The 19,483-nt window shown below is 59.9% G+C and carries 23 protein-coding genes; 15 read left to right on the top strand and 8 right to left on the bottom strand.

The features are described 5' to 3' along the window. Positions 1 to 4 precede the first annotated feature (4 nt). From cysT to BLX89_RS20075, 4 genes are all read left to right on the top strand, one after another. Positions 5 to 862, top strand: a complete 858-nt coding sequence (gene cysT, locus BLX89_RS20060) for a sulfate ABC transporter permease subunit CysT (RefSeq protein WP_075292739.1) — start codon at positions 5 to 7, stop codon at positions 860 to 862. Next, complete coding sequence (gene cysW, locus BLX89_RS20065; RefSeq protein WP_075292740.1) at positions 852 to 1,742, top strand: sulfate ABC transporter permease subunit CysW; 891 nt, start codon at positions 852 to 854, stop codon at positions 1,740 to 1,742. The genes cysT and cysW overlap by 11 nt, the downstream gene beginning before the upstream one ends. 14 nt (positions 1,743 to 1,756) lie before the next feature. Continuing rightward, positions 1,757 to 2,827 (top strand): sulfate/molybdate ABC transporter ATP-binding protein, encoded by a 1,071-nt coding sequence (locus BLX89_RS20070; RefSeq protein ID WP_075292741.1) that lies wholly within the window; start codon positions 1,757 to 1,759, stop codon positions 2,825 to 2,827. 144 nt (positions 2,828 to 2,971) lie between these two features. Then, positions 2,972 to 5,011, top strand: a complete 2,040-nt coding sequence (locus BLX89_RS20075) for an acyltransferase family protein (protein ID WP_075292742.1) — start codon at positions 2,972 to 2,974, stop codon at positions 5,009 to 5,011. 5 nt (positions 5,012 to 5,016) lie between these two features. Here BLX89_RS20075 and BLX89_RS24670 read toward each other — a convergent pair whose 3' ends face one another. From BLX89_RS24670 to BLX89_RS20085, 3 genes are all read right to left on the bottom strand, one after another. Beyond that, complete coding sequence (locus BLX89_RS24670) at positions 5,017 to 5,181, bottom strand: hypothetical protein (RefSeq protein ID WP_158025971.1); 165 nt, start codon at positions 5,179 to 5,181, stop codon at positions 5,017 to 5,019. Between the two features lie 5 nt (positions 5,182 to 5,186). Then, positions 5,187 to 5,789 carry a DUF1236 domain-containing protein gene (locus tag BLX89_RS20080; RefSeq protein WP_075292743.1) on the bottom strand — a complete coding sequence of 201 codons (603 nt, stop codon included), beginning with the start codon at positions 5,787 to 5,789 and terminating at the stop codon, positions 5,187 to 5,189. Between the two features lie 120 nt (positions 5,790 to 5,909). After that, complete coding sequence (locus tag BLX89_RS20085; protein WP_075292744.1) at positions 5,910 to 7,652, bottom strand: cation:proton antiporter domain-containing protein; 1,743 nt, start codon at positions 7,650 to 7,652, stop codon at positions 5,910 to 5,912. Positions 7,653 to 7,995: 343 nt separating this feature from the next. Here BLX89_RS20085 and rutA point away from each other — a divergent pair, with 343 nt between their 5' ends. The 8 genes from rutA (at position 7,996) to BLX89_RS24675 (ending at position 13,171) form a co-directional block, all read left to right on the top strand. Continuing rightward, positions 7,996 to 9,087 (top strand): pyrimidine utilization protein A, encoded by a 1,092-nt coding sequence (gene rutA / locus BLX89_RS20090; RefSeq protein WP_075292745.1) that lies wholly within the window; start codon positions 7,996 to 7,998, stop codon positions 9,085 to 9,087. Next, positions 9,084 to 9,824 (top strand): pyrimidine utilization protein B, encoded by a 741-nt coding sequence (rutB, locus tag BLX89_RS20095; RefSeq protein WP_075292746.1) that lies wholly within the window; start codon positions 9,084 to 9,086, stop codon positions 9,822 to 9,824. Before rutA ends, rutB begins: the two co-directional genes overlap by 4 nt. Positions 9,825 to 9,850: 26 nt before the next feature. Continuing rightward, positions 9,851 to 10,240 carry a pyrimidine utilization protein C gene (rutC, locus tag BLX89_RS20100; protein WP_075292747.1) on the top strand — a complete coding sequence of 130 codons (390 nt, stop codon included), beginning with the start codon at positions 9,851 to 9,853 and terminating at the stop codon, positions 10,238 to 10,240. Between the two features lie 4 nt (positions 10,241 to 10,244). Next, on the top strand, positions 10,245 to 11,033 hold the full coding sequence (gene rutD, locus BLX89_RS20105) for a pyrimidine utilization protein D (protein ID WP_075292748.1): 789 nt from the start codon (positions 10,245 to 10,247) through the stop codon (positions 11,031 to 11,033). Between the two features lie 17 nt (positions 11,034 to 11,050). Beyond that, on the top strand, positions 11,051 to 11,563 hold the full coding sequence (gene rutF / locus BLX89_RS20110) for an NADH-dependent FMN reductase RutF (protein WP_143523699.1): 513 nt from the start codon (positions 11,051 to 11,053) through the stop codon (positions 11,561 to 11,563). Between the two features lie 204 nt (positions 11,564 to 11,767). Next, positions 11,768 to 12,412 carry a pentapeptide repeat-containing protein gene (locus tag BLX89_RS20115; protein ID WP_075292750.1) on the top strand — a complete coding sequence of 215 codons (645 nt, stop codon included), beginning with the start codon at positions 11,768 to 11,770 and terminating at the stop codon, positions 12,410 to 12,412. 94 nt (positions 12,413 to 12,506) lie between these two features. Further along, on the top strand, positions 12,507 to 12,701 hold the full coding sequence (locus tag BLX89_RS20120; protein WP_158025972.1) for a hypothetical protein: 195 nt from the start codon (positions 12,507 to 12,509) through the stop codon (positions 12,699 to 12,701). Between the two features lie 308 nt (positions 12,702 to 13,009). Then, positions 13,010 to 13,171, top strand: coding sequence for a hypothetical protein (locus BLX89_RS24675; RefSeq protein ID WP_158025973.1), 162 nt, complete (start codon positions 13,010 to 13,012; stop codon positions 13,169 to 13,171). 107 nt (positions 13,172 to 13,278) lie between these two features. Here BLX89_RS24675 and BLX89_RS20125 read toward each other — a convergent pair whose 3' ends face one another. Continuing rightward, entirely contained in the window at positions 13,279 to 13,482 is a 204-nt protein-coding gene (locus BLX89_RS20125) for a hypothetical protein (protein WP_075292752.1), read from the bottom strand. Between the two features lie 268 nt (positions 13,483 to 13,750). Here BLX89_RS20125 and BLX89_RS20130 point away from each other — a divergent pair, with 268 nt between their 5' ends. From BLX89_RS20130 to BLX89_RS20135, 3 genes are all read left to right on the top strand, one after another. Continuing rightward, entirely contained in the window at positions 13,751 to 14,719 is a 969-nt protein-coding gene (locus BLX89_RS20130) for a DUF808 domain-containing protein (protein ID WP_075292753.1), read from the top strand. A gap of 155 nt (positions 14,720 to 14,874) precedes the next feature. Further along, positions 14,875 to 15,033, top strand: coding sequence for a hypothetical protein (locus BLX89_RS24680; protein WP_158025974.1), 159 nt, complete (start codon positions 14,875 to 14,877; stop codon positions 15,031 to 15,033). Between the two features lie 115 nt (positions 15,034 to 15,148). After that, complete coding sequence (locus BLX89_RS20135; protein WP_075292806.1) at positions 15,149 to 15,712, top strand: LysE family translocator; 564 nt, start codon at positions 15,149 to 15,151, stop codon at positions 15,710 to 15,712. 3 nt (positions 15,713 to 15,715) lie between these two features. On the opposite strand, the gene BLX89_RS20140 is transcribed toward BLX89_RS20135, so the two are convergent. The 4 genes from BLX89_RS20140 to msrB all read right to left on the bottom strand — a co-directional run bounded on the left by BLX89_RS20140 (position 15,716) and on the right by msrB (position 19,362). Next, on the bottom strand, positions 15,716 to 16,321 hold the full coding sequence (locus BLX89_RS20140; RefSeq protein WP_143523695.1) for a J domain-containing protein: 606 nt from the start codon (positions 16,319 to 16,321) through the stop codon (positions 15,716 to 15,718). A 164-nt stretch (positions 16,322 to 16,485) separates the two neighbouring features. Further along, positions 16,486 to 18,204, bottom strand: coding sequence for an ABC transporter ATP-binding protein (locus BLX89_RS20145; protein ID WP_075292755.1), 1,719 nt, complete (start codon positions 18,202 to 18,204; stop codon positions 16,486 to 16,488). A gap of 190 nt (positions 18,205 to 18,394) precedes the next feature. Then, positions 18,395 to 18,916, bottom strand: a complete 522-nt coding sequence (gene msrA, locus BLX89_RS20150; RefSeq protein ID WP_075292756.1) for a peptide-methionine (S)-S-oxide reductase MsrA — start codon at positions 18,914 to 18,916, stop codon at positions 18,395 to 18,397. Continuing rightward, positions 18,916 to 19,362, bottom strand: a complete 447-nt coding sequence (msrB, locus tag BLX89_RS20155) for a peptide-methionine (R)-S-oxide reductase MsrB (protein ID WP_075292757.1) — start codon at positions 19,360 to 19,362, stop codon at positions 18,916 to 18,918. The genes msrA and msrB overlap by 1 nt, the downstream gene beginning before the upstream one ends. Positions 19,363 to 19,483: the final 121 nt, after the last annotated feature.

The following is a 19,483-nucleotide window of genomic DNA, read 5'->3' on the forward strand; positions in this document are numbered from 1 at the left end:
CTTTATGACCGCAAGCACAGCTAGGCGGTGGCAATTCAGACAGCCGAGCGTCATTCCGGGATTCGGATTGGCGCTCGGCGTTACTTTGTCATGGCTCTTTCTCATCGTTCTCATCCCGCTCTCCGGGCTCGTCTGGCGCACCAGTGCGCTTGGCTGGCCTGCTTTCTGGTCGCTCGCGACCGATGAGCGGACCGTCAATGCGCTTCGCATCTCCTTCGGGACGGCTTTCGCCGCTGCCGCCGTGAACGTCGTCTTCGGCGTCATTCTCGCGTGGGTGCTCGTCCGCTATAAATTTCCAGGCAAACGCATCATCGATGCGGTTGTCGACCTTCCCTTCGCGCTGCCGACGGCCGTCGCCGGTATTGCGCTTACGGCAATCTACGCGCCGAACGGCTGGATCGGCAGCCTGCTTGCGCCGCTCGGCATCAAGGTTGCCTTCACGCCCCTCGGTATTGTCATCGCGCTCGTCTTCGTCGGGCTGCCCTTCGTGGTTCGCACGGTGCAGCCGATCATGGAGGAGATCGACAAGGAAGTGGAGGAAGCCGCAGCAACGCTCGGTGCGACCCGTTTCCAGACAATCAGCCGCGTGCTGCTGCCGGGGCTCGCTCCGGCGGTTCTGACAGGCTTCGCGCTCGCCTTCGCCCGTGGCGTCGGGGAATACGGCTCTGTGATCTTCATCGCCGGCAATCTGCCCTACGTCTCGGAAATCGCGCCGCTTCTGATCGTTATTCGCCTCGAAGAGTTCAACTATCCCGCTGCCACCGCCATCGCGGCGGTCATGCTGATCATATCCTTTGCGATGCTGTTGATTATCAATCTCATCCAGGCCTGGAGCAGAAGGAGGTACGGCTATGGCGCTTGATACCTCCGCGCATGAGGTTCACCACCACACCAGCGAAACGGTTCGGACGGCAACCACCGAAAGCCGCATTGCCCGTTACGGCCTGATCGCCATCGCGCTCTGTTTCATTGGTCTTTTCCTGCTGCTGCCACTGGCCGCCGTGTTTACCGAAGCCTTCCGCAACGGCCCCGGCGAGTTCGTAACGGTATTGCAGGACCCGGAAACATTCTCGGCAATCCGCCTCACCCTGATCGTCGCCGGCATCTCGGTGCCGCTCAATCTGGTGTTCGGCGTTGCGGCCGCCTGGGCGATCGCCAAATACGAGTTCAAGGGCAAGGCGTTCCTCACCACCCTGATCGACCTGCCTTTCTCAGTGTCGCCGGTCATTTCAGGTCTCGTCTTCGTTCTGCTCTTCGGTTCGCACAGCGTTCTCGGCCCATGGCTGCAGAGCCACGGCATCCAGATTCTGTTTGCCGTTCCCGGCATCGTGCTGGCCACCGTGTTCGTCACCTTCCCCTTCGTCGCCCGCGAACTGATCCCGCTGATGCAGGAACAGGGCACGGCGGATGAGGAAGCGGCGCTCTCGCTCGGTGCGAGCGGTTGGCAAACCTTCTGGTACGTGACGCTGCCCAACATCAAATGGGGCCTGCTTTACGGCGTCCTGCTCTGCAATGCACGCGCCATGGGTGAGTTCGGGGCCGTGTCCGTGGTGTCCGGCCACATCCGCGGCCTGACCAATACCATGCCGCTGCAGGTCGAAATCCTCTACAATGAATACAGTTTCGTCGCCGCCTTCGCGGTTGCGACACTGCTGGCGCTGCTGGCGCTTGTTACCCTCGTCCTGAAGTCGCTGCTCGAATTGAAGTTCAGCGCTCAGATCGCCGCCAGCCGCCGGCACTGAAAGGTCAATCGCATATGGAAGTTCGTGTACAAAACATTCGCAAGGAATTCGGTCGCTTTCCCGCGCTGAACGACGTCTCGCTCGATATCCGCTCGGGCGAACTGATTGCATTGCTGGGCCCATCCGGCTCCGGCAAGACGACGCTGTTGCGCCTGATCGCCGGCCTTGAAAGCCCGACAGAGGGCACCGTCTATTTCGGCGAGGAAGATGCCTCCAAGAAAACGGTGCAGGAGCGCAATATCGGCTTCGTGTTCCAGCATTATGCCCTGTTCCGCCACATGACCGTTCTCGACAACGTGTCTTTCGGCCTGAAGGTTCGGCCGGGAAGCCGCCGTCCGCCGGCAGCCGAAATCCGCGCGCGCGCGCTTGAATTGCTCGATCTCGTGCAGTTGAGCGGCCTCGAAAAGCGTTATCCGGCCCAGCTTTCCGGTGGCCAGCGCCAGCGTGTTGCGCTCGCCCGCGCCATGGCGGTGGAACCGAACGTCCTCTTGCTCGACGAACCTTTCGGTGCCCTCGATGCCCAGGTCCGCAAGGAGCTTCGCCGCTGGCTGCGCGAAATCCATGATCGCACCGGCCACACCACGGTCTTCGTCACCCATGACCAGGACGAAGCGCTGGAGCTTGCCGACCGTGTGGTCGTCATGAGCAAGGGCAGTATCGAGCAGGTCGGAACCCCCGACGAAATCTACGACACGCCCAACTCGCCCTTCGTGTTCGGCTTCATCGGCGAGTCCAACATCATCCCGGTCAGGGTCGAAAACGGCCAGCTTTGGATCGAGGATCGGTCGATCGGTCTCAGCGCTGCCGGCGAGCCGGACGGCCCGGCCCAGCTTTATTTCCGCCCTCACGATATCGAACTGCTGGACGGCTGCGGCGGCTGCATTGCCGGTATTGTCACCGTTAGCCGGCGTGTTGCCGGCACGCGCCATGTCGAACTCGATATCGGTGCTGCCAACTGCAAGGTCGAGATCGAGTTGCCGCCGGAGAAGGCCGCGACCGACAAGTCCCGCATCGCTTTCCGGCCGACCCGCTGGCGGCTTTTCAGGGATGTGCCAAACGAAAACCGGACGCCTGCTCAAGTCTGATCGGACACGATCAGACTGCCAATGTTCCGCCGGCTTCTTCCCGAAGTCGCTGATATATCAGCAGTAACACAGGCAGGTTACGTTGACGGAATCGGTCTTCCTCTGCTCTAAGTTGATGCAAGGCCGTTTCCGCAGCGGGGCACTATGCAGTACAGAAGAGAGATCGACGGCCTCCGCGCCGTTGCCGTCGTTCCCGTCATCCTTTTTCATGCAGGATTAAGTTCCTTCAGCGGCGGTTTCATCGGCGTCGATATCTTCTTCGTCATCAGCGGCTACCTCATCACCTCGATCATCATCTCCGAGCAGGAGAAAGGCGGCTTCTCGATCCTGCGTTTTTACGAGCGTCGGGCCCGGCGCATCGTTCCCGTCCTCTCCTTCGTGCTGCTCTGCTGCCTGCCCTTCGCCTGGGCGTGGATGCTGCCGGCGCAGATGGAAGATTTTGGCGCGAGCCTGATTGCCGTCAGCCTCTTTGCCTCGAACGTGCTCTTCTGGCAGGAAGCCGGCTATTTCGCGCCATCGGCGGAATTGCAGCCGCTTCTGCACACCTGGAGCCTGGCGGTTGAAGAACAATATTACGTCGTCTTCCCGCTGGCAGTGATGCTGCTCTGGCGGTTCGGTCGCCCGGTCGTGATCGCAGCCATTGCGATAACAGCACTTCTCAGTCTCGCCCTGGCGCAGTACGGCTCGGCAAACTTCGCCACCGCCAACTTCTACCTGCCGACAAGCCGCGCCTGGGAACTGCTCGCCGGTTCGCTTTGCGCATTTCTGGTATCAGGTGGCTACGCCCGCAACAGCAATCTTCTGTCCGCGCTCGGGCTTGTCCTCATCGGCGTCGGCATTTTCGTCTATGACGCGGCGACACCCTATCCGTCCTTTTATACGGCCGTGCCGGTGGTCGGCACCGTGCTCATCGTGCTCTACGGCTGGCAGGGAACATGGACGGCGGCGCTTCTCTCCACCCGCCCCTTCGTGGGTATCGGCCTTATCAGCTATAGCCTTTATCTGTGGCATCAGCCGCTTTTTGCCTTTGCCCGCATCCGCCTCCTGACCGAGCCGTCACATACGGTGCTCATAGCCCTGGCTGCGCTGACTTTCCCGCTGGCCTACCTGTCCTGGCGCTACGTGGAAGGCCCTTTCCGCAAAGGCCCGATACCGTTTCTGCCCTCCTCTGCACACATTCTTGGCGCGACCGGTGTGCTTGCGGCGCTTTTCATCGGCATCGGCATGGTCGCCACACGCGACAACGGCCTGCAGTTCCGCCTGCCGCCGGGCGCCTTGAAAGCGCTTGCCTCGCAGGAAAACCCCGACCCGATCATGACCCGTTGCCTCTACGACAAAGGTGAAGCGAAGCTTGAGCATCCGGTGGCGGACTGCCTGACACCCGGCGCGAAAACCGTTGATACGATCCTCATCGGCGATTCTCACGCTGCGGCGATGGCGGGCGAAACGATGCGCGTATTTGAGAAGGCGGGCGCCGATCTCTACGTCATGACCCATTCCGCCTGCGTCGGCTTTTCCGGGTTTTATGTCTTCGACGCGAAATACAAGCTGCGCTGCAATTCCTTCTTCTCGGGCATTGAGGACTATATCCGCAGCAGCGACATCAAGACGGTCGTCATGTTGAGCCGATGGACGCTATATGTGGAAGGGACGCCCTTCGACAATGACGAGGGCGGGATCGAAGCATTGAAACCGCTCTACGTCGATCTCTACGATCGGCGCGACCAGCCCGCCGGTCGCGACAGCCCCGAGCGCAAGGATCGTGTCCTCAAGAAATACGTTGCGGATGTTCAGGACTATCTGAAGCGGGGATTCAATGTTGTTCTGGTCTATCCCGTTCCCGAAGCAGGCTGGGATGTGCCGGGTATCGTCGCCAAGGCAGCGCTGAATGGATCACCTCTGGAGTTCAGCACAAGCCTTGAACGGTATCGGCAGCGCAATGAAAAGGTGACCGCCGCCTTTGACGGTCTTTCGCATCCCAACCTTCGGAAAATCAAGCCTGCCGATGCCTTTTGCGGCAAACCACTGGTCGGTCGATGCATAAACAGTCTCGATGCGGACACGATCTACTATTTCGACGACGATCATCTTTCAGATACCGGAGCAGCATTGATGGCACCCGCCATTTTGGATGCCGTGAAATCCTTCGGGAAAGCCGACATAGACAAGTTGGCGGCAAATTAGCCGTCTTACTGGGTCTCTTGGGCAGCGTTTTCCGGTGTTACCACCAAGGGGTCGGGCGGCTGCGTGCTGCGCGAGCCCGCATCCTGATCGAAATGCTCGACCACGAGTATGCTCAGGATCGCTCCAACCACGACCCCGAGCACCGCAAGCATCAGCCCGCGTGTCGTCACCTCACTTACTCGTAAACGTAAACGACACGACGGGTCTGCGGATCGACGAGGACCGGACGGTCATTGAGGCGCACATAGCTGTAGCGGTAGTTGGGAACTTCAGCGACGGTAACGCCGGGCGGCAGCATGGTGCCGACGACCAGATCGCCTTCGTAGGATACGGTCGCAGCCGGCGTTGTGTCGATATAGGTACGCACTTCCGCAGGTGGAACGATGACATCGCCCTCGACGCGGCCGATCAGTTCGTCGCCAGGCGCAGGCGTCGCCACGGTTCCGGTTTGCTCGTAGCTGACGACAGGCACCGCGAGATCGGTGCGGTGCTGCTCGACGACAACCTGTGCGCCATTGTAATCCATCATGAGCTGTTCGGCGTAAACCCAGCCGCGCATCCCGTTGACGTCGATCCGGCACCAGTTCTCGCCGGCGATACATCCATCAAGCGCTCCGGAACTGCCGCGCGTCGCAACGCCGATCGCCGGATATTGGGAGCCGGGGCCGGCGTGGACGGTGATATCGGTCGCAGTCGTTGCCAGCATTTCAGCCGAGGCGAGACCAGCCGAGGCGCTTAGAACGGTGGCGGCGAGGATCGGTGTGAGGAGGCGGTTCATGGGGTCTTCTCCTGATTGTCGTGCAATTCACCGAAGCCTAACGCACGGTCAAAGCACAGGTTCCCCAGGCGGGCAAAGGTGCTCGACGACCTCCGGGCCCTCACACAGCCGTTGTCACCCTTAAGTTTCCGCCTCCTCGACCGTCTCGTTCATCTTCATGCGTGCCTGCGCCATCTCGTTGACGGCCGCCCGAAGTGTCGGATGTCGGGACATGAAAACGTTGAAGTCACGCCGCTCCAGTATGAACAGCTCGCAGAAATCGACGGCCACGACGTCGGCGGTGCGGCGGGTCCCCAGCAGCAACGCCATCTCGCCGAAGAACGACCCCGCTCCCAGCCTGATCTCCCCCTTGGGCACCTGCACTTCGACGGCACCGGAGGCGATGAAGTACATCGAGTCACCCCTGTCGCCGGCCCTGAGGATGCGGTCGCCCGGCGATGCCGAATGCGGGCGGAACATCAGCAGCAATTCCTCATGGGACGCCTCATCGATCGACGAGAACAACGGGAACGTCTCGATGATATGCTGGATTTTCATGTGATGCTGGCGATGCCGCGCCTCCTGCTGCGCCTGGATGAAAGCGAGCTCCGAAGACAAGGCCTCGAAGCGTTTCTTGCCATGCCGCGCCGCCCAGATAGGGTATGCCGTGCGGATCCGCTGCTTCAACTCGCCCGTGATCCAGAAGATGACCGGATTGATGGTGATCGAGAGGATTGCGCCCGCAAGGATCAGGCTTTGTCCCTCCGGCGTCAGCAGGCCAAGCGAAATACCGAGACCGGCGAGGATGAACGAGAACTCTCCGATCTGGGCAAGCCCCGCCCCCACCGCGAGCGCCATGCCGACGGGATAGCGAAGCAGCAGCACAACGGCGATCGACACCAGATACTTGCCGACCGTGATCAGCGCCAGCGTCGCCAGAACCTCGAGCGGTTCGCGAATGAGGATGGTCGGATCGAACAGCATGCCGACAGAAACGAAAAAGAGAACCGAAAACGCGTTCTGCAGCGGCAGGGAGTCCGCTGCCGCCCGGTGGCTGAGATGGCTCTCGCTCATGATGACGCCGGCGAAAAACGCCCCGAGCGCGAAGGAAACCCCAAACAGCACAGCCGAACCGAACGCGATGCCGAGCGCGATGGCAAGCACGGAGAGCGTAAACAGTTCGCGCGAACCGGTGCGCGCGACCTGCGTCAGCATCCACGGCACCGTCTTCGGGCCGAGCCAGATGGCGACGACGGCAAAACCGCCGACCTGGGCAAGCGTGGTCACGATATTCAACGCGATGCCCAACGCATCCGTCGGAACGGCATGGCCATCGCCATGACCGACGGCATGTCCGCCCAGGAGTTCGGCGACCAGCGGCAGCAGCACGAGCACCAGCACCATCGCCAGATCCTCGACGATCAGCCAGCCAATCGCAACGCGGCCCGCCGGCGAATTTACCAGATTGCGCTCCTCCAGCGCCTTCAGGAGAACCACGGTACTGGCAACGGAAAGACAAAGGCCGAAGACAAGCCCCCCGCCAAAACTCCAGCCGAAAAGATGGGCAAGCCCCATGCCGAGAAGCGTCGCGAAAATGATCTGCAGCACGGCGCCAGGTATCGCCAGCGCCCGCACCGCCTTCAGGTCGGAAGCCGAAAAATGCAGGCCGACGCCGAACATCAGCAGGATAACGCCAAGCTCCGCCAGCTGGGCGGCGATGTCGCCATCGGCGGTAAAGCCCGGAGAAAACGGACCGATCAGGACGCCCGCCGCCAGATAACCGACCAGAGGCGGCAGATGCAGCCGGTCAGCGAGATATCCAAGCACAGCCGCCGAAACAAATCCAACGGCGATCGTGGCAATCAATGCGATATCGTGATGCACGCACTTCCCCGACAAAATCAATAAAATCAAAGACCGGACATTTGCGGATATGCCCCCTGATGGCAAGTGGCGCTTTGCCCTGGGAACACTCACATCACCAGCTTAAAGCAAAATGCCCCGAAAAGGACAACGCATGCACCTTGCGGAAAAATTAGGCATGCGAACGCAAGTTTTGCGCAGAAATTTTTATCATTCGATAAATTTTTGACCTTTCGATAAATATTTGCATCAGCGAGAAACGCAAGGCATTGATTTTTATAGGTTTACGCAAACTGGCACGCTTCCTGCTTTCTTGTTCTCATCAGAAAAGCTCGCTTGCAGCGACAATGTGGAGAACAGGCTCATGGAAATCGGCGTCTTCATCCCGATCGGAAACAATGGCTGGCTGCTTTCGGAGAACGCGCCGCAGTACAAGCCCAGCTTCGAACTCAACAAGGAAATTACCCTGAAGGCCGAAAAATACGGCTTCGATTTCGCGCTTTCGATGATCAAGCTGCGCGGCTTCGGCGGCAAGACGGAATTCTGGGACTACAACCTCGAATCCTTCACGCTGATGGCAGGCCTTGCCGCCGTTACCTCCAGGATTAAGCTGTTCGGCACAGCGGCCACATTGATCATGCCGCCCGCCATCGTCGCGCGCATGGCCACCACCATCGACTCGATCTCCGGCGGCCGCTTCGGCGTCAATCTCGTCACCGGCTGGCAGCGGCCGGAATACAGCCAGATGGGCCTGTGGCCGGGCGACGACTACTTCTCCGACCGTTACGAATACCTCACCGAATATACGACCGTTTTGAAGGATCTCCTGACCATCGGCCAGTCGGATCTCAAAGGCAAGCATTTCACCATGGATGATTGCCGGATGAAGCCGATCCCGGAAGGCGACGTGAAGCTGATCTGCGCCGGTTCGTCCAATTCCGGCATGGCGTTTTCGGCCCAGTTCGCCGACTACAGCTTCTGCTTCGGCGTCGGCGTGAATACGCCGAAGGCCTTTGCCCCGACCAACGAGCGGCTGCTGGCGGCAACGGAAAAGACCGGCCGCGACGTCCGCTCCTTCGTTCTGACCATGGTGCTGGCGGAAGAGACATCCGAGGAAGCCTGGGCGAAGTGGGAACACTACAAGGCCGGCGCCGACGAGGAAGCCATCAAATGGCTCGGCCTGCAAAGCGCTGCGGATACAAAATCGGGCTCCGATACGAACGTGCGTCATATGTCGAACCCGGTTTCGGCGGTCAACATCAACATGGGCACGCTGATCGGCTCCTATGGGGAAGTGGCGGCGATGCTCGACGAGATGAGCGAAGTGCCCGGCACCGGCGGCGTCATGCTTACCTTTGACGACTTCCTTGAGGGTGTCGAGAAATTCGGAAAATACGTGCAGCCGCTGATGAAGAGCCGTCAGCACGTCCTGCCGATGCTGGAGGCCGCGGAATGAGCGAGGCTGTCGTGGCAGGCTACCAGCCCCGTCCTGAACTGACGAAAAGCGTGACCCTTCCGGCCCGCCCGGAACCGATCACGCTCAAGCCATCGGAAACCGCCGTCGTCGTCGTCGATATGCAAAATGCCTATTCGACCGAAGGTGGCTATGTCGATCTCGCCGGCTTCGACATTTCCGGTGCGAAGGGCACGATTGCCAATATCGGCAAGACGCTCGATGCAGCCCGTGCCGCCGGCGTTCTGGTCGTCTATTTCCAGAATGGCTGGGACAAGGATTACATCGAGGCCGGCGGCCCCGGCTCGCCCAACTGGCATAAATCCAACGCCTTGAAGCACATGCGGGCCAATCCTGATCTGCAGGGCCAACTGCTCGCCAAAGGCACCTGGGATTACGCGATCGTTGACGAGCTTCAGCCGCAGCCCGGCGATATCCTCGTGCCGAAGACGCGCTATTCCGGTTTCTTCAACACCAATATGGACAGCGTTCTGCGCGCCCGCGGCATCCGCAACCTCGTCTTCGTCGGCATCGCCACCAATGTCTGCGTCGAAAGCTCGCTGCGCGATGCCTTCCACCTCGAATATTTCGGCGTGATGCTGGAAGACGCGACCCATCATCTGGGCCCGGACTTCATCCAGCAGGCAACCGTTTACAATGTCGAGAAATTCTTCGGCTGGGTCGCGACCGTCAACGACTTCTGCGGTGCCATCAGCCAGGCAGCACCCGCCGACGTCTGAACCCAATTATCAAAGAGGAGAACAGCATGCCCAAGACTATCGTCGTGCCCACCGGCACCCAGAAGCCGCTCGCCCCATACTCGCCCGGCGCCCTCGCCGACGGCATCCTTTACGTTTCGGGCACCCTGCCCTTCGACAAAAACAACGATGTGGTCCATGTCGGCGATGCCGAAGCGCAGACGCGCCATGTGCTGGAAACGATCAAGAGCGTGATCGAAACCGCCGGCGGCACCATGGATGACGTCACCATGAACCACATTTTCCTGACGGACTGGGCCAATTACGGCGCGCTCAACAAGGTTTATGCGGAATACTTCCCGGGCGACAAGCCGGCCCGCTACTGCGTTCAGACCGGCCTCGTGAAACCGGATGCGCTGGTCGAGATGGCCACAGTCGCCCATATCGGCAAGAAGTAGTCCCATGCACTTCGAGGTTCACGGACGACAGGACGAAGCGGCAAGGACGATCGTCCTGTCGTCCGGCCTCGGCGGCTCCGGCACCTATTGGGCCCCGCAGTTGCCGGCGCTCACCGAACGGTTCCGCGTCGTCACCTATGATCATCGGGGCACGGGACGAACCGGAGGCACCGTTCCGGAAGATGGGGGCATCGCCGCGATGGCCGACGATGTCATGGCAATCGTCGAGGCGCTCGGGCTTCCACGTTTTGACTTCATGGGCCATGCGCTTGGCGGCCTAATCGGTCTCGAAATTGCCAGACGCCATCCCGACCTCATAGACTGCCTGATCCTGATCAACGCCTGGGGCAAGGCCGATCCGCATTCCGGCCGCTGCTTTGACGCCCGTATCGCGCTGCTTGAAAACACCGGGATCGAAGCCTTTGTGAAAGCGCAGCCGCTCTTCCTCTACCCGGCCGTCTGGATGTCGGAAAATGCCGAGCGCATGGCGGCTGACGAAGCCCATGGAATCGCGCATTTCCAAGGGCGTGATAATGTGCTGCGCAGGATCGCAGCCTTGCGAGCTTTCGATATCGAGGCAGACCTCGCAGACCTTGAGGTGGAAACCCTCGTTGTCGCGACCAAGGACGATCTGCTGGTGCCCTACACCCGCTCTCTGGCGCTGGTGGAAGCCATGCCAAAGGCAGAACTGGCCCTCTTCGATTTCGGCGCCCATGCCGTGAACATCGTCTATCCCGACCTGTTCAACGAAACCGTCATCAATTTCCTCACGCGACCGGAGCCTCGCTCATGACTGCATATTCCTCGACGATGGAGCGCTCGAACCCCGCCGTGGCAGATTTTGGCGCCGATGACCGCAAAGCCGACTTTCGCAACGCCATGGCGCGGCTTGGTGCTGCCGTCAATATCGTCACGACGGACGGTCCCGGCGGCTTGGCCGGCTTTGCGGCAACCGCCGTCTGCAGCGTCACCGACAATCCGCCGACCCTTCTCGTTTGTCTCAATCGAACGTCCTCGGCACACCCTGCCGTCGATGCAAACCGCGTACTGTGCGTCAACATTCTGGAACACGGTCATGAAGAGCTAAGCCGGCTCTTCGGCGGCAAGACGCCGGTTGCCGAGCGTTTTGCCGGCGCACGATGGTCGACGCTGGAAACAGGCGCGCCGGCCCTGGAAGATGCGCTTGTGTCCCTCGATTGCCGGATCAAAACCGTCTCGGACGGCGGGACGCACGACATCCTGATCTGCGAGGTCGTCTCGATCCGGGAAAACGAAGGCGGTCAGGCGCTCATCTATTTCAATCGCCGCTATCACACCCTGTAGCCCTTCACGTTCCCGCGATCCCTTGTCGAGAGCCGCGTCTGCATCTGGCGCGGGATGAAGCTTTGGCGTAAGGACGAGGGCGAGGAAGCGTCGTGGCCTGACGCTTGAGCGGTGGAGCTTTTGATGAACCGTCAGACGTTGCGTGTGGATATAAAGTCAGCAGGAACAGGATTTGCGTCTTTGCTTTTCGCCGTCGGAGTAGCGATGCTGGCCACACCCTCCATGGCCGCACAATGCGCCGGATCACCCGCCGCCGGCGTGGACTGGCAGGAATGCAACAAGAAGAATGTCGAGCTGCAATCCAGCGACCTGCAGAACGCGAACCTCTACAGTTCCGATTTCTCGCAGACAGATTTCTCCGGCTCCAACCTGAGCGGCGCCAATCTGGAAAAGGCGACCATGGTCAGGACCTGGTTTGAAGGCTCGACGGCTTCCAAAACCAATTTCTCCCGCGTTGAGGCGTACCGGTCCAACTTCGGGAAGATTTCCGCAGAGGGCGCAAGCTTCGTCAGCGCCGAGTTGCAGCGCGCCAATTTTGCCGGAGCGCAGCTGAAAAACGTCGATTTCGAAAAGGCGGAACTCGGCCGCACGGACTTCAGTCAGGCGACGATCGCCAATGCCAGCTTCGCCTATGCCAACCTGTCGCGCGCGATCTTCAATGGCACTGTCGTCGAAGGGCCCATGGCGTTCGACGGCGCCTTCATGTTCCTGACCCGTATCGAGGGGCTGGATCTTTCAGCCGCCACCGGCCTCCAGCAGCAGCAGATCGACCTTGCCTGCGGCGATGCCGATACAAAGCTGCCCGCAGGTCTCAAGGCATCTTCGAACTGGCCCTGTTCTTCGGACTGATGAGCAAGCTCTCCGCTACACGGTTGCGCGTGCGACAAGTCACGTCACGGCTTGAACCGAAACGCATCATCCATTACCTCCCGGAATGAATCTGATGAACGGCAGGAAACCATGGCAGCGCGCGACCGATATTCACGCAAACTTGAATGTGCCCGATGCCGAAATGAAGGTTACGCCGAGGTCTCTGAAGCTGACAAAAGCAGTCGGAGCGATCCGGATTTCAAGGTCGATTCCCTGCCCGTCGGATTTTCGACAGAACGGCCAGCGCGTGATCCCGCAAAACACATGATCCGATGCCGCTGCGGCCATGTCTTTGCTTTCAAACAGAAAAGCTATTACCCGCCAGGGGGCGAGCCGAGAGCCTGACCTTCAGAAGAACCGATTGAGGCAAAGGGTAAGAAACCCGTAGAACATCGCCGAGATCGCCAACGGCGATATTTACCCTGTCTGAAGGTCGCGTCTGCCCTATCTTCCTGCCTGCCGAGATTCGCAGTATAATTCTGCATCGGACTTCGAGAGATCACAATCTTCCCAGCCTGATGGAACCAATCAGCAACTGCGGTGTTGCTTTTGCAGTTGGAAACGGGAGTATCTCACATGCTCGCAAAATTTTCCTATATCGCTTTTGGATTCGTTATCGGCGCTGGCCTCCTGCTGGCCGCGACAAGCTTCTCTACTGACACATCCGCGCTTCAGAAAACCGGACGGTTAAACGGTACGGTCGCACCTGTCGATTTCCAGATGGACCGGTTTGGATAACGACACCACTTGCAGGTCAAGACGGCACGATCGAGCGGCCGGCCTCGGAAGTCGGCTGCTTTCCTCGGATCGACGTAATTTGTGTTGTGTCTAAACTGGCGAATATATCAGGCCGTGTTCATGGCACTTTTGAGAGCAGACCCGTCGTGCACACCGCTCTGGAAGTGCATGATCAGTTCTTTTGCGGCTGCCGTACCCTCTTGCGATTGCACGTCAATCGACTTGTCGCGGCAGATGGATCGCAGGAGGCCGTGCAGCATCTCAAGCTCACCCGGCATGATGGGGGTCTCATTGTAGGTTGAAGCGGTCATATTCTCCTCCTCCGGAGGGTGAAAGCATCAAAGCAGCAATATTGCCGCCGCGCTCCCTTCACTGACTACCAAACCATTGTCGCGACAATCATGTCATCAGCAGGTTTTCAGCCATCACATTCCCGCGATCTGATTTTGCACATAGGGCACGGCTCTCCTTACGCGCCGGAAGGTAAACGAAAACTTCCGCCAAACCCTTGAAGTGACTTGTCGCGGTCATCTCACAACTTTAGGGTCTGCCTGCATCGCCAAGACAAAAGGACATCCCATGGCCACCGGTTTGATCGCCCTTCTCGACGACATCGCGGCCATCGCCAAGCTCGCAGCCGCGTCCCTCGATGACGTTGCGGCCCAAACGGCAAAGGCGAGCGCGAAGGCTGCAGGGGTCGTCATCGACGACGCGGCTGTCACGCCGCGTTACGTGGTTGGCCTGTCACCTGCACGCGAATTGCCTATCATCGGCCGGATTGCGCTTGGATCGCTGAAAAACAAGCTGCTTTTCCTTCTGCCGATCGGCCTGCTTCTTTCGTACTTCGCACCGTTCGTCATCACGCCGCTGCTCATGCTGGGCGGTGTCTACCTCTGCTACGAGGGCGCGGAAAAACTGTATGAGGCGCTGTTTCCGCACGCTGCGCATCAGCATGAAGAGGAAATCTCGGCAGCGCCCGCCGATCCCACCGCCCTGGAAAACCAGAAGGTATCCGGCGCCATCCGCACGGACTTCATCCTGTCGGCAGAAATCATGGCACTCACCCTTGCCAATGTTTCGGCATCCAGTTTCTACACCCAGGCGGCCGTCCTGGCTTCCGTCGGCATTCTCATCACCCTCGCGGTCTATGGCGTCGTGGCGCTTATCGTCAAAGCCGACGACATCGGGCTTGTCCTTGCAAAATCGTCGGCCGGGCCCGTAAGGCTGTTCGGGCGCGGCCTTGTTGCCGGCATGCCCGGTTTTCTTCGGATACTGGCTGCCATCGGCACTGCCGCGATGCTCTGGGTCGGCGGCAGCATTCTGGTCCATGGCCTTGCCCAGCTCGGATACCATGCGCCGGAAGACGTGATCCACGGGCTTGCAGCCCAGGTCGCTGGCGTAGCGGGCGTGGCACACGGCGTTATCGAATGGCTCGCCACCTCGGCCATCCAGGCAGTTATCGCAATCGTTGTCGGGGCGGTGACGATCCTGATCCTGACCTTTGCCGTGGCGCCCATAAAGCGGCAGTTCGGCACCGCACGCCACTGACACCGAGGACCGTTTTGCACGCAAGGAAAAAATAACGCTCGAAGCCTGCGCGCGAATCCTCTACGTCCCGGCTGCGACTTGAAACGCCAGCCCGGCGCAAGCCCCTGTTTATACAGTGCCTTCAGTCGAAATGAATTCGATCTGGAGACAATGAGATGTCACACACCACTGAACTTCCCCCATCCCAAGCCGGCGAACGCGCTTTCTACCTGAGCGATGAGCAGATCGAAGAGCTGACCAACGCGCTGGTCTCGGCTCTCGATGATACTTTCCGCTTCCTTTCGGACAGCGCTCCGGCTCCTGCGACGCACTGAAGCGACGAGCGGCAGGATCGAGCCTTCTCAACGAAAAAGCTTGCGCTCGATCAAGGCAAATGATGTGTCTTCGATTTAGGACGTTTGAAAAACGCCCTTGATGCGCGGAGACAACATGCCGCTTCTGCCTTTCGTGCTTTCCATCCTCGCCTTGCTGCTGACGCCGGGGCCGACGAACACGCTGCTTGCCATCGGCGGCGCTGCACAAGGCTTTCGCCGCGCGCTGCCGCTTGTTGCAGCGGAAATATCCGCCTATTTGCTGGTCGTCACGCCGCTGGCCACTGTTGCCGCCGGTTTCCTGACGGCCTATCCGATGGTTGCGATCGCCTTGAAGGCCTGCTCGGCGGCCTGGATATTGTTCCTGGCGATCAGGCTCTGGCTGCCGCAGCGCCAAGACCTCGGCAGCGTCTCTTTCCGATCCGTGTTCTTCACCACCCTGTTGAACCCGAAGGCGATCATCATCGGGCTCGTGATCATGCCGCATGGAACGCTCTTCGAGATCGCCGGCAGTCTGGCGCTGTTTGCCGTTCTTATCCTGTTTGCGTCCGTATCCTGGCTGCTGTTCGGCGCGTTGGGTCTGGGACGCGTGCAATCCGTGGCACCCTCGGCGCTCAGACGCGTGGCTTCCGCCGTGCTGCTCGGCTTTTCCGTGCTTTTGGCATCGAGCCTGATCGCGTGATGTCTATTCCGCGGCGTTGCGGACGTCCGCCTCAATGGCGTAGGAGTAACCTTCAAGCATGCTGTAGGCCTTCTCGATCGCCTCGATCTGGCCCTCGGCCTTGGTGATGGCCTCGCCGATCGAATCGCATCGCGAGCGCAGCATGCTGCCCAGCACGTCGGCTCCGGAACGCCGACCGATCCTGCCCATGTGATTGCGCACGCGGCTGCGATGGCGCTCCATTTCAAGGATATGGAAACGGGCGCTGACGATCTCGTCGGAAAGCTTGCGCCGCATGGCGGCCACAGGGTCGTAGCTGCCGGGCTCACGCTCGTCCAGCAACACATCGTTTATAAGCGTTTCGAGAACCAGAAGCCCCTTGCGATCCGACGCATCGACAAGGGCGGGATCATATCCCGTATCGTCATAGACCTTGCGGCGGATAGGATCGAGCAGCAGCTCATAGGCCGTTTTCAGCTGGTCGAACGCCGCCACGTCGCCGCCACCGTCAGGATGAAGGCTCTTGGCCCGACGACGATAGGCGCTCTTGATAACCGCCGTCTCCGCGCCGCGCTCAACACCGACTATCTCGTAGGGATCGATCAAGGCTTCACCTGTCCTGCAACTCATCAACGGGAGCGATCTGTCGTAATCGCCGACGGCGAAAGCCGCAACATCAATTCGAATATCATACCCGATTCATGACTGCGATCCTGCCGACGAAGCGGTCATCCCATGCAAAACAGGTTCAAATCGTGGCAATCGCCACATTTTCCCCTCTACGATCGGCCCGCTCACTGCCCGCCGAACTGCGCCCTGTAGAGACGGCTGTACTGCCTGCCGGCCGCCAAGAGTTGTCCGTGGCGCCCCTCTTCGGCAATGCCGGAGCTGTCAACCACCACGATGCGGTCAGCCTCGCGAATCGTTGCCAGGCGATGGGCGATGATGAGCGTCGTGCGCCCTTCGGCAAGCTCCGCCAGCGAGCGCTGGATGGCCTGCTCGGTTTCGGTGTCGAGCGCCGATGTCGCCTCATCCAGGATCAGGATCGGTGGATTTTTCAGGAACATGCGGGCAATCGCGAGACGCTGTTTCTGGCCGCCCGAAAGCTTGACGCCGCGCTCGCCGATGATGGTGTCGAGACCGTTCGGCATGCTGGCGATGACCCCATCCAGCTCAGCACGACGGGCCGCCTCGAGAATCTCGGCTTCGCTGGCGCCCAGCCGGCCATAGCCAATATTCTCGCGGATGGTACCGGCAAACAGGAAGACATCCTGCTGCACAATGCCGATCTGCTGGCGCAACGACGTCAGCGTCATGTCCCTGATGTCGATACCATCAATGCTGATCGATCCTGCCGTCGCCTCGTAGAACCGAGGCAGGAGCGAACAGATGGTCGTCTTGCCGGCCCCGGAAGGCCCGACAAAGGCAATTGTCTCGCCGGCCTTGATGGACAGGTCAATGTTCACAAGCACCGGCTTGTCGGCGGAATAGCCGAAGGAAACGCCGCGATAGACGATATCACCCTTCAAGTGATCGACATGGATTGCATCCGGCTTATCGGCAATATCCGGCTCGACATCCAGCAGCTCGCGAAAACGGCGGAAGCCCGCAATGCCCTTCGGATAGGTCTCAATCACCGAGTTGATCTTTTCCACTGGCCGGAAAAAGACGGTGACCAGCAGCAGGAAGCCGACAAAGCCGCCCGCGGTCAACTCACCCGCCAGCACGAAATAGGCGCCGGAGATCAGCACGATCATCTGCGTCAGCCGCATGCTCATGTAGCTGAGCGACGTGCTCGCGGCCATGATGCGATAGGCGTCGAGCTTGGTGCGACGATAGTTCTGGTTGTCCTTCTCGAACAGTGCCCGCTCGTGATCCTCGTTGGCGAAGGCCTGCACCACCCGCATGCCGCCGACATTCTCCTCGATGCGGGCGTTGAAATCGCCTATCCGCCCATACAGAGCGCGAAAATTGTTGGTCATGCGGCTGCCGTAGCGGCTGGTGACCCAAGCCGTCAGCGGCACGACGATGGCGGTGATGAGCGCCAGTTTCCAGTTGACCGAAACCATCAGCGCGAGCGCACCGACGAAGGTCATCAAGGCGATGAACAGATCTTCCGGCCCGTGATGGGCGACCTCGCCGATTTCCTCAAGATCCTTGGTCAGGCGGCCGACGAGATGGCCGGTCTTCTGGTTGTCGAAGAAGCCGAAGGAAAGCTTCTGCAGGTGATCGAAAGCCACGCGGCGCATGTCGGTCTCGATATTGATGCCAAGCATGTGCCCCCAATAGGTGACGATCGCCATCAGCCCCGTATTGACCACGTAAACCGCCAGCAGCGCTGCCGAAGCAACCGCGATCAGAACCCACTCCTGGCTGAGCAACAACCGGTCGACGAACAGCTTCACCGCCATCGGAAACCCGAGTTCCAGCAGCCCGGAGAGGATGGCGCAGCCGAAATCGAGCAGGAACAACCCACGATAGGGACGATAGTAGGCAAAAAATTCACGCAGCATGAAACTTACTCAGGCGGCAAGCGCAGAAGTTGCGCGGCGCAGGGATTTAAAACTGGCATCCCTGTCTCATATTTGCCGCCCCGCGCCAAGAGCGGTCAGCCATAGCGCACAAAACGTTACCGCAAACCAAAATGGCGCCGGTCATAGGAGGCCCGGCGCCATTCAAAACGTCAGTTGCCCGTCAATCAGCTCAGGATGCGGCCTTCTGCGCCTCGCCCCGTACCGGCAAACGCCAGTTTGGGCGGATGAAGTGGCAGGTATAGCCGTTCGGTATGCGCTCCAGATAATCCTGATGCTCCGGCTCGGCTTCCCAGAAGTCGCCGACAGGGCTCAGCTCGGTCACCACCTTGCCGGGCCACAGGCCGGAGGCATCGACATCGGCGATCGTGTCTTCGGCGATCCGCTTCTGCTCATCGTTCTCGTAGAAGATCGCAGAGCGATAGCTCAGGCCACGGTCGTTGCCCTGCCGGTTCAGCGTGGTCGGATCGTGGATCTGGAAGAAGAATTCCAGGATACGGCGATAGCTGGTCTTTGCCGGATCGAAGACGATCTCGATCGCCTCGGCATGGGTGCCGTGGTTGCGATAAGTGGCATTCGGCACGTCACCGCCGGAATAACCGACGCGGGTGGACACCACGCCTTCGAAACGGCGGATCAGATCCTGCATGCCCCAGAAACAGCCGCCGGCCAGAACTGCGCGTTCAGTCGTCATCAGATATCCTCCACCTGGTTGATGTAGTCTCCATACCCTTCCGCAGCCATGTCTTCACGGGCAACGAAACGCAGGGATGCCGAATTGATGCAATAACGAAGGCCGCCGCGATCGATCGGGCCATCCGGGAAGACGTGGCCAAGATGGCTGTCGCCATGGCTGGAACGAACCTCGGTGCGGACCATGCCGTGCGAGACGTCCCGCAGTTCCTTCACATGCGCCGGCTCGATCGGCCTGGTAAAGCTCGGCCAGCCGCAGCCGGATTCGTACTTGTCCGACGAGGCAAACAGCGGTTCGCCCGAGACGATATCGACATAGATGCCCGGCTTCTTGTTATTGAGATACTCGCCGGTGCCCGGACGCTCTGTGCCGCTTTCCTGCGTCACGCGATACTGCTCGGGCGACAGCTTCGCGATGGCATCCGGGTTCTTGGTGTAGACTGTCATTGAGAACTCTCCTCGAATGATTTTTCAGAGAACGTTGTCCTTTGGGGTCGGGCCATATGTAGGTTCAAGACCAGCAACTTACAACGCGGCTCGTCGCCGATGCCGCAGCTGTGAACAGAGT

The sequence above is a fragment of the Pararhizobium arenae genome (genome assembly GCF_001931685.1).
Lineage (GTDB): Bacteria > Pseudomonadota > Alphaproteobacteria > Rhizobiales > Rhizobiaceae > Pararhizobium > Pararhizobium arenae.

Bases quoted from the DNA above. Each gene is read 5' to 3' on its own strand.
- cysT (WP_075292739.1), top strand. From the start codon at position 5: ATGACCGCAAGCACAGCTAGGCGGTGGCAATTCAGACAGCCGAGCGTC.
- cysW (WP_075292740.1), top strand. From the start codon at position 852: ATGGCGCTTGATACCTCCGCGCATGAGGTTCACCACCACACCAGCGAA.
- BLX89_RS20070 (WP_075292741.1), top strand. From the start codon at position 1,757: ATGGAAGTTCGTGTACAAAACATTCGCAAGGAATTCGGTCGCTTTCCC.
- BLX89_RS20075 (WP_075292742.1), top strand. From the start codon at position 2,972: ATGCAGTACAGAAGAGAGATCGACGGCCTCCGCGCCGTTGCCGTCGTT.
- BLX89_RS20080 (WP_075292743.1), bottom strand. From the start codon at position 5,789: ATGAACCGCCTCCTCACACCGATCCTCGCCGCCACCGTTCTAAGCGCC.
- rutA (WP_075292745.1), top strand. From the start codon at position 7,996: ATGGAAATCGGCGTCTTCATCCCGATCGGAAACAATGGCTGGCTGCTT.
- rutB (WP_075292746.1), top strand. From the start codon at position 9,084: ATGAGCGAGGCTGTCGTGGCAGGCTACCAGCCCCGTCCTGAACTGACG.
- rutC (WP_075292747.1), top strand. From the start codon at position 9,851: ATGCCCAAGACTATCGTCGTGCCCACCGGCACCCAGAAGCCGCTCGCC.
- rutD (WP_075292748.1), top strand. From the start codon at position 10,245: ATGCACTTCGAGGTTCACGGACGACAGGACGAAGCGGCAAGGACGATC.
- rutF (WP_143523699.1), top strand. From the start codon at position 11,051: ATGGAGCGCTCGAACCCCGCCGTGGCAGATTTTGGCGCCGATGACCGC.
- BLX89_RS20115 (WP_075292750.1), top strand. From the start codon at position 11,768: ATGCTGGCCACACCCTCCATGGCCGCACAATGCGCCGGATCACCCGCC.
- BLX89_RS20120 (WP_158025972.1), top strand. From the start codon at position 12,507: ATGAACGGCAGGAAACCATGGCAGCGCGCGACCGATATTCACGCAAAC.
- BLX89_RS24675 (WP_158025973.1), top strand. From the start codon at position 13,010: ATGCTCGCAAAATTTTCCTATATCGCTTTTGGATTCGTTATCGGCGCT.
- BLX89_RS20125 (WP_075292752.1), bottom strand. From the start codon at position 13,482: ATGACCGCTTCAACCTACAATGAGACCCCCATCATGCCGGGTGAGCTT.
- BLX89_RS20130 (WP_075292753.1), top strand. From the start codon at position 13,751: ATGGCCACCGGTTTGATCGCCCTTCTCGACGACATCGCGGCCATCGCC.
- BLX89_RS24680 (WP_158025974.1), top strand. From the start codon at position 14,875: ATGTCACACACCACTGAACTTCCCCCATCCCAAGCCGGCGAACGCGCT.
- BLX89_RS20135 (WP_075292806.1), top strand. From the start codon at position 15,149: ATGCCGCTTCTGCCTTTCGTGCTTTCCATCCTCGCCTTGCTGCTGACG.
- BLX89_RS20140 (WP_143523695.1), bottom strand. From the start codon at position 16,321: ATGAGTTGCAGGACAGGTGAAGCCTTGATCGATCCCTACGAGATAGTC.
- BLX89_RS20145 (WP_075292755.1), bottom strand. From the start codon at position 18,204: ATGCTGCGTGAATTTTTTGCCTACTATCGTCCCTATCGTGGGTTGTTC.
- msrA (WP_075292756.1), bottom strand. From the start codon at position 18,916: ATGACGACTGAACGCGCAGTTCTGGCCGGCGGCTGTTTCTGGGGCATG.
- msrB (WP_075292757.1), bottom strand. From the start codon at position 19,362: ATGACAGTCTACACCAAGAACCCGGATGCCATCGCGAAGCTGTCGCCC.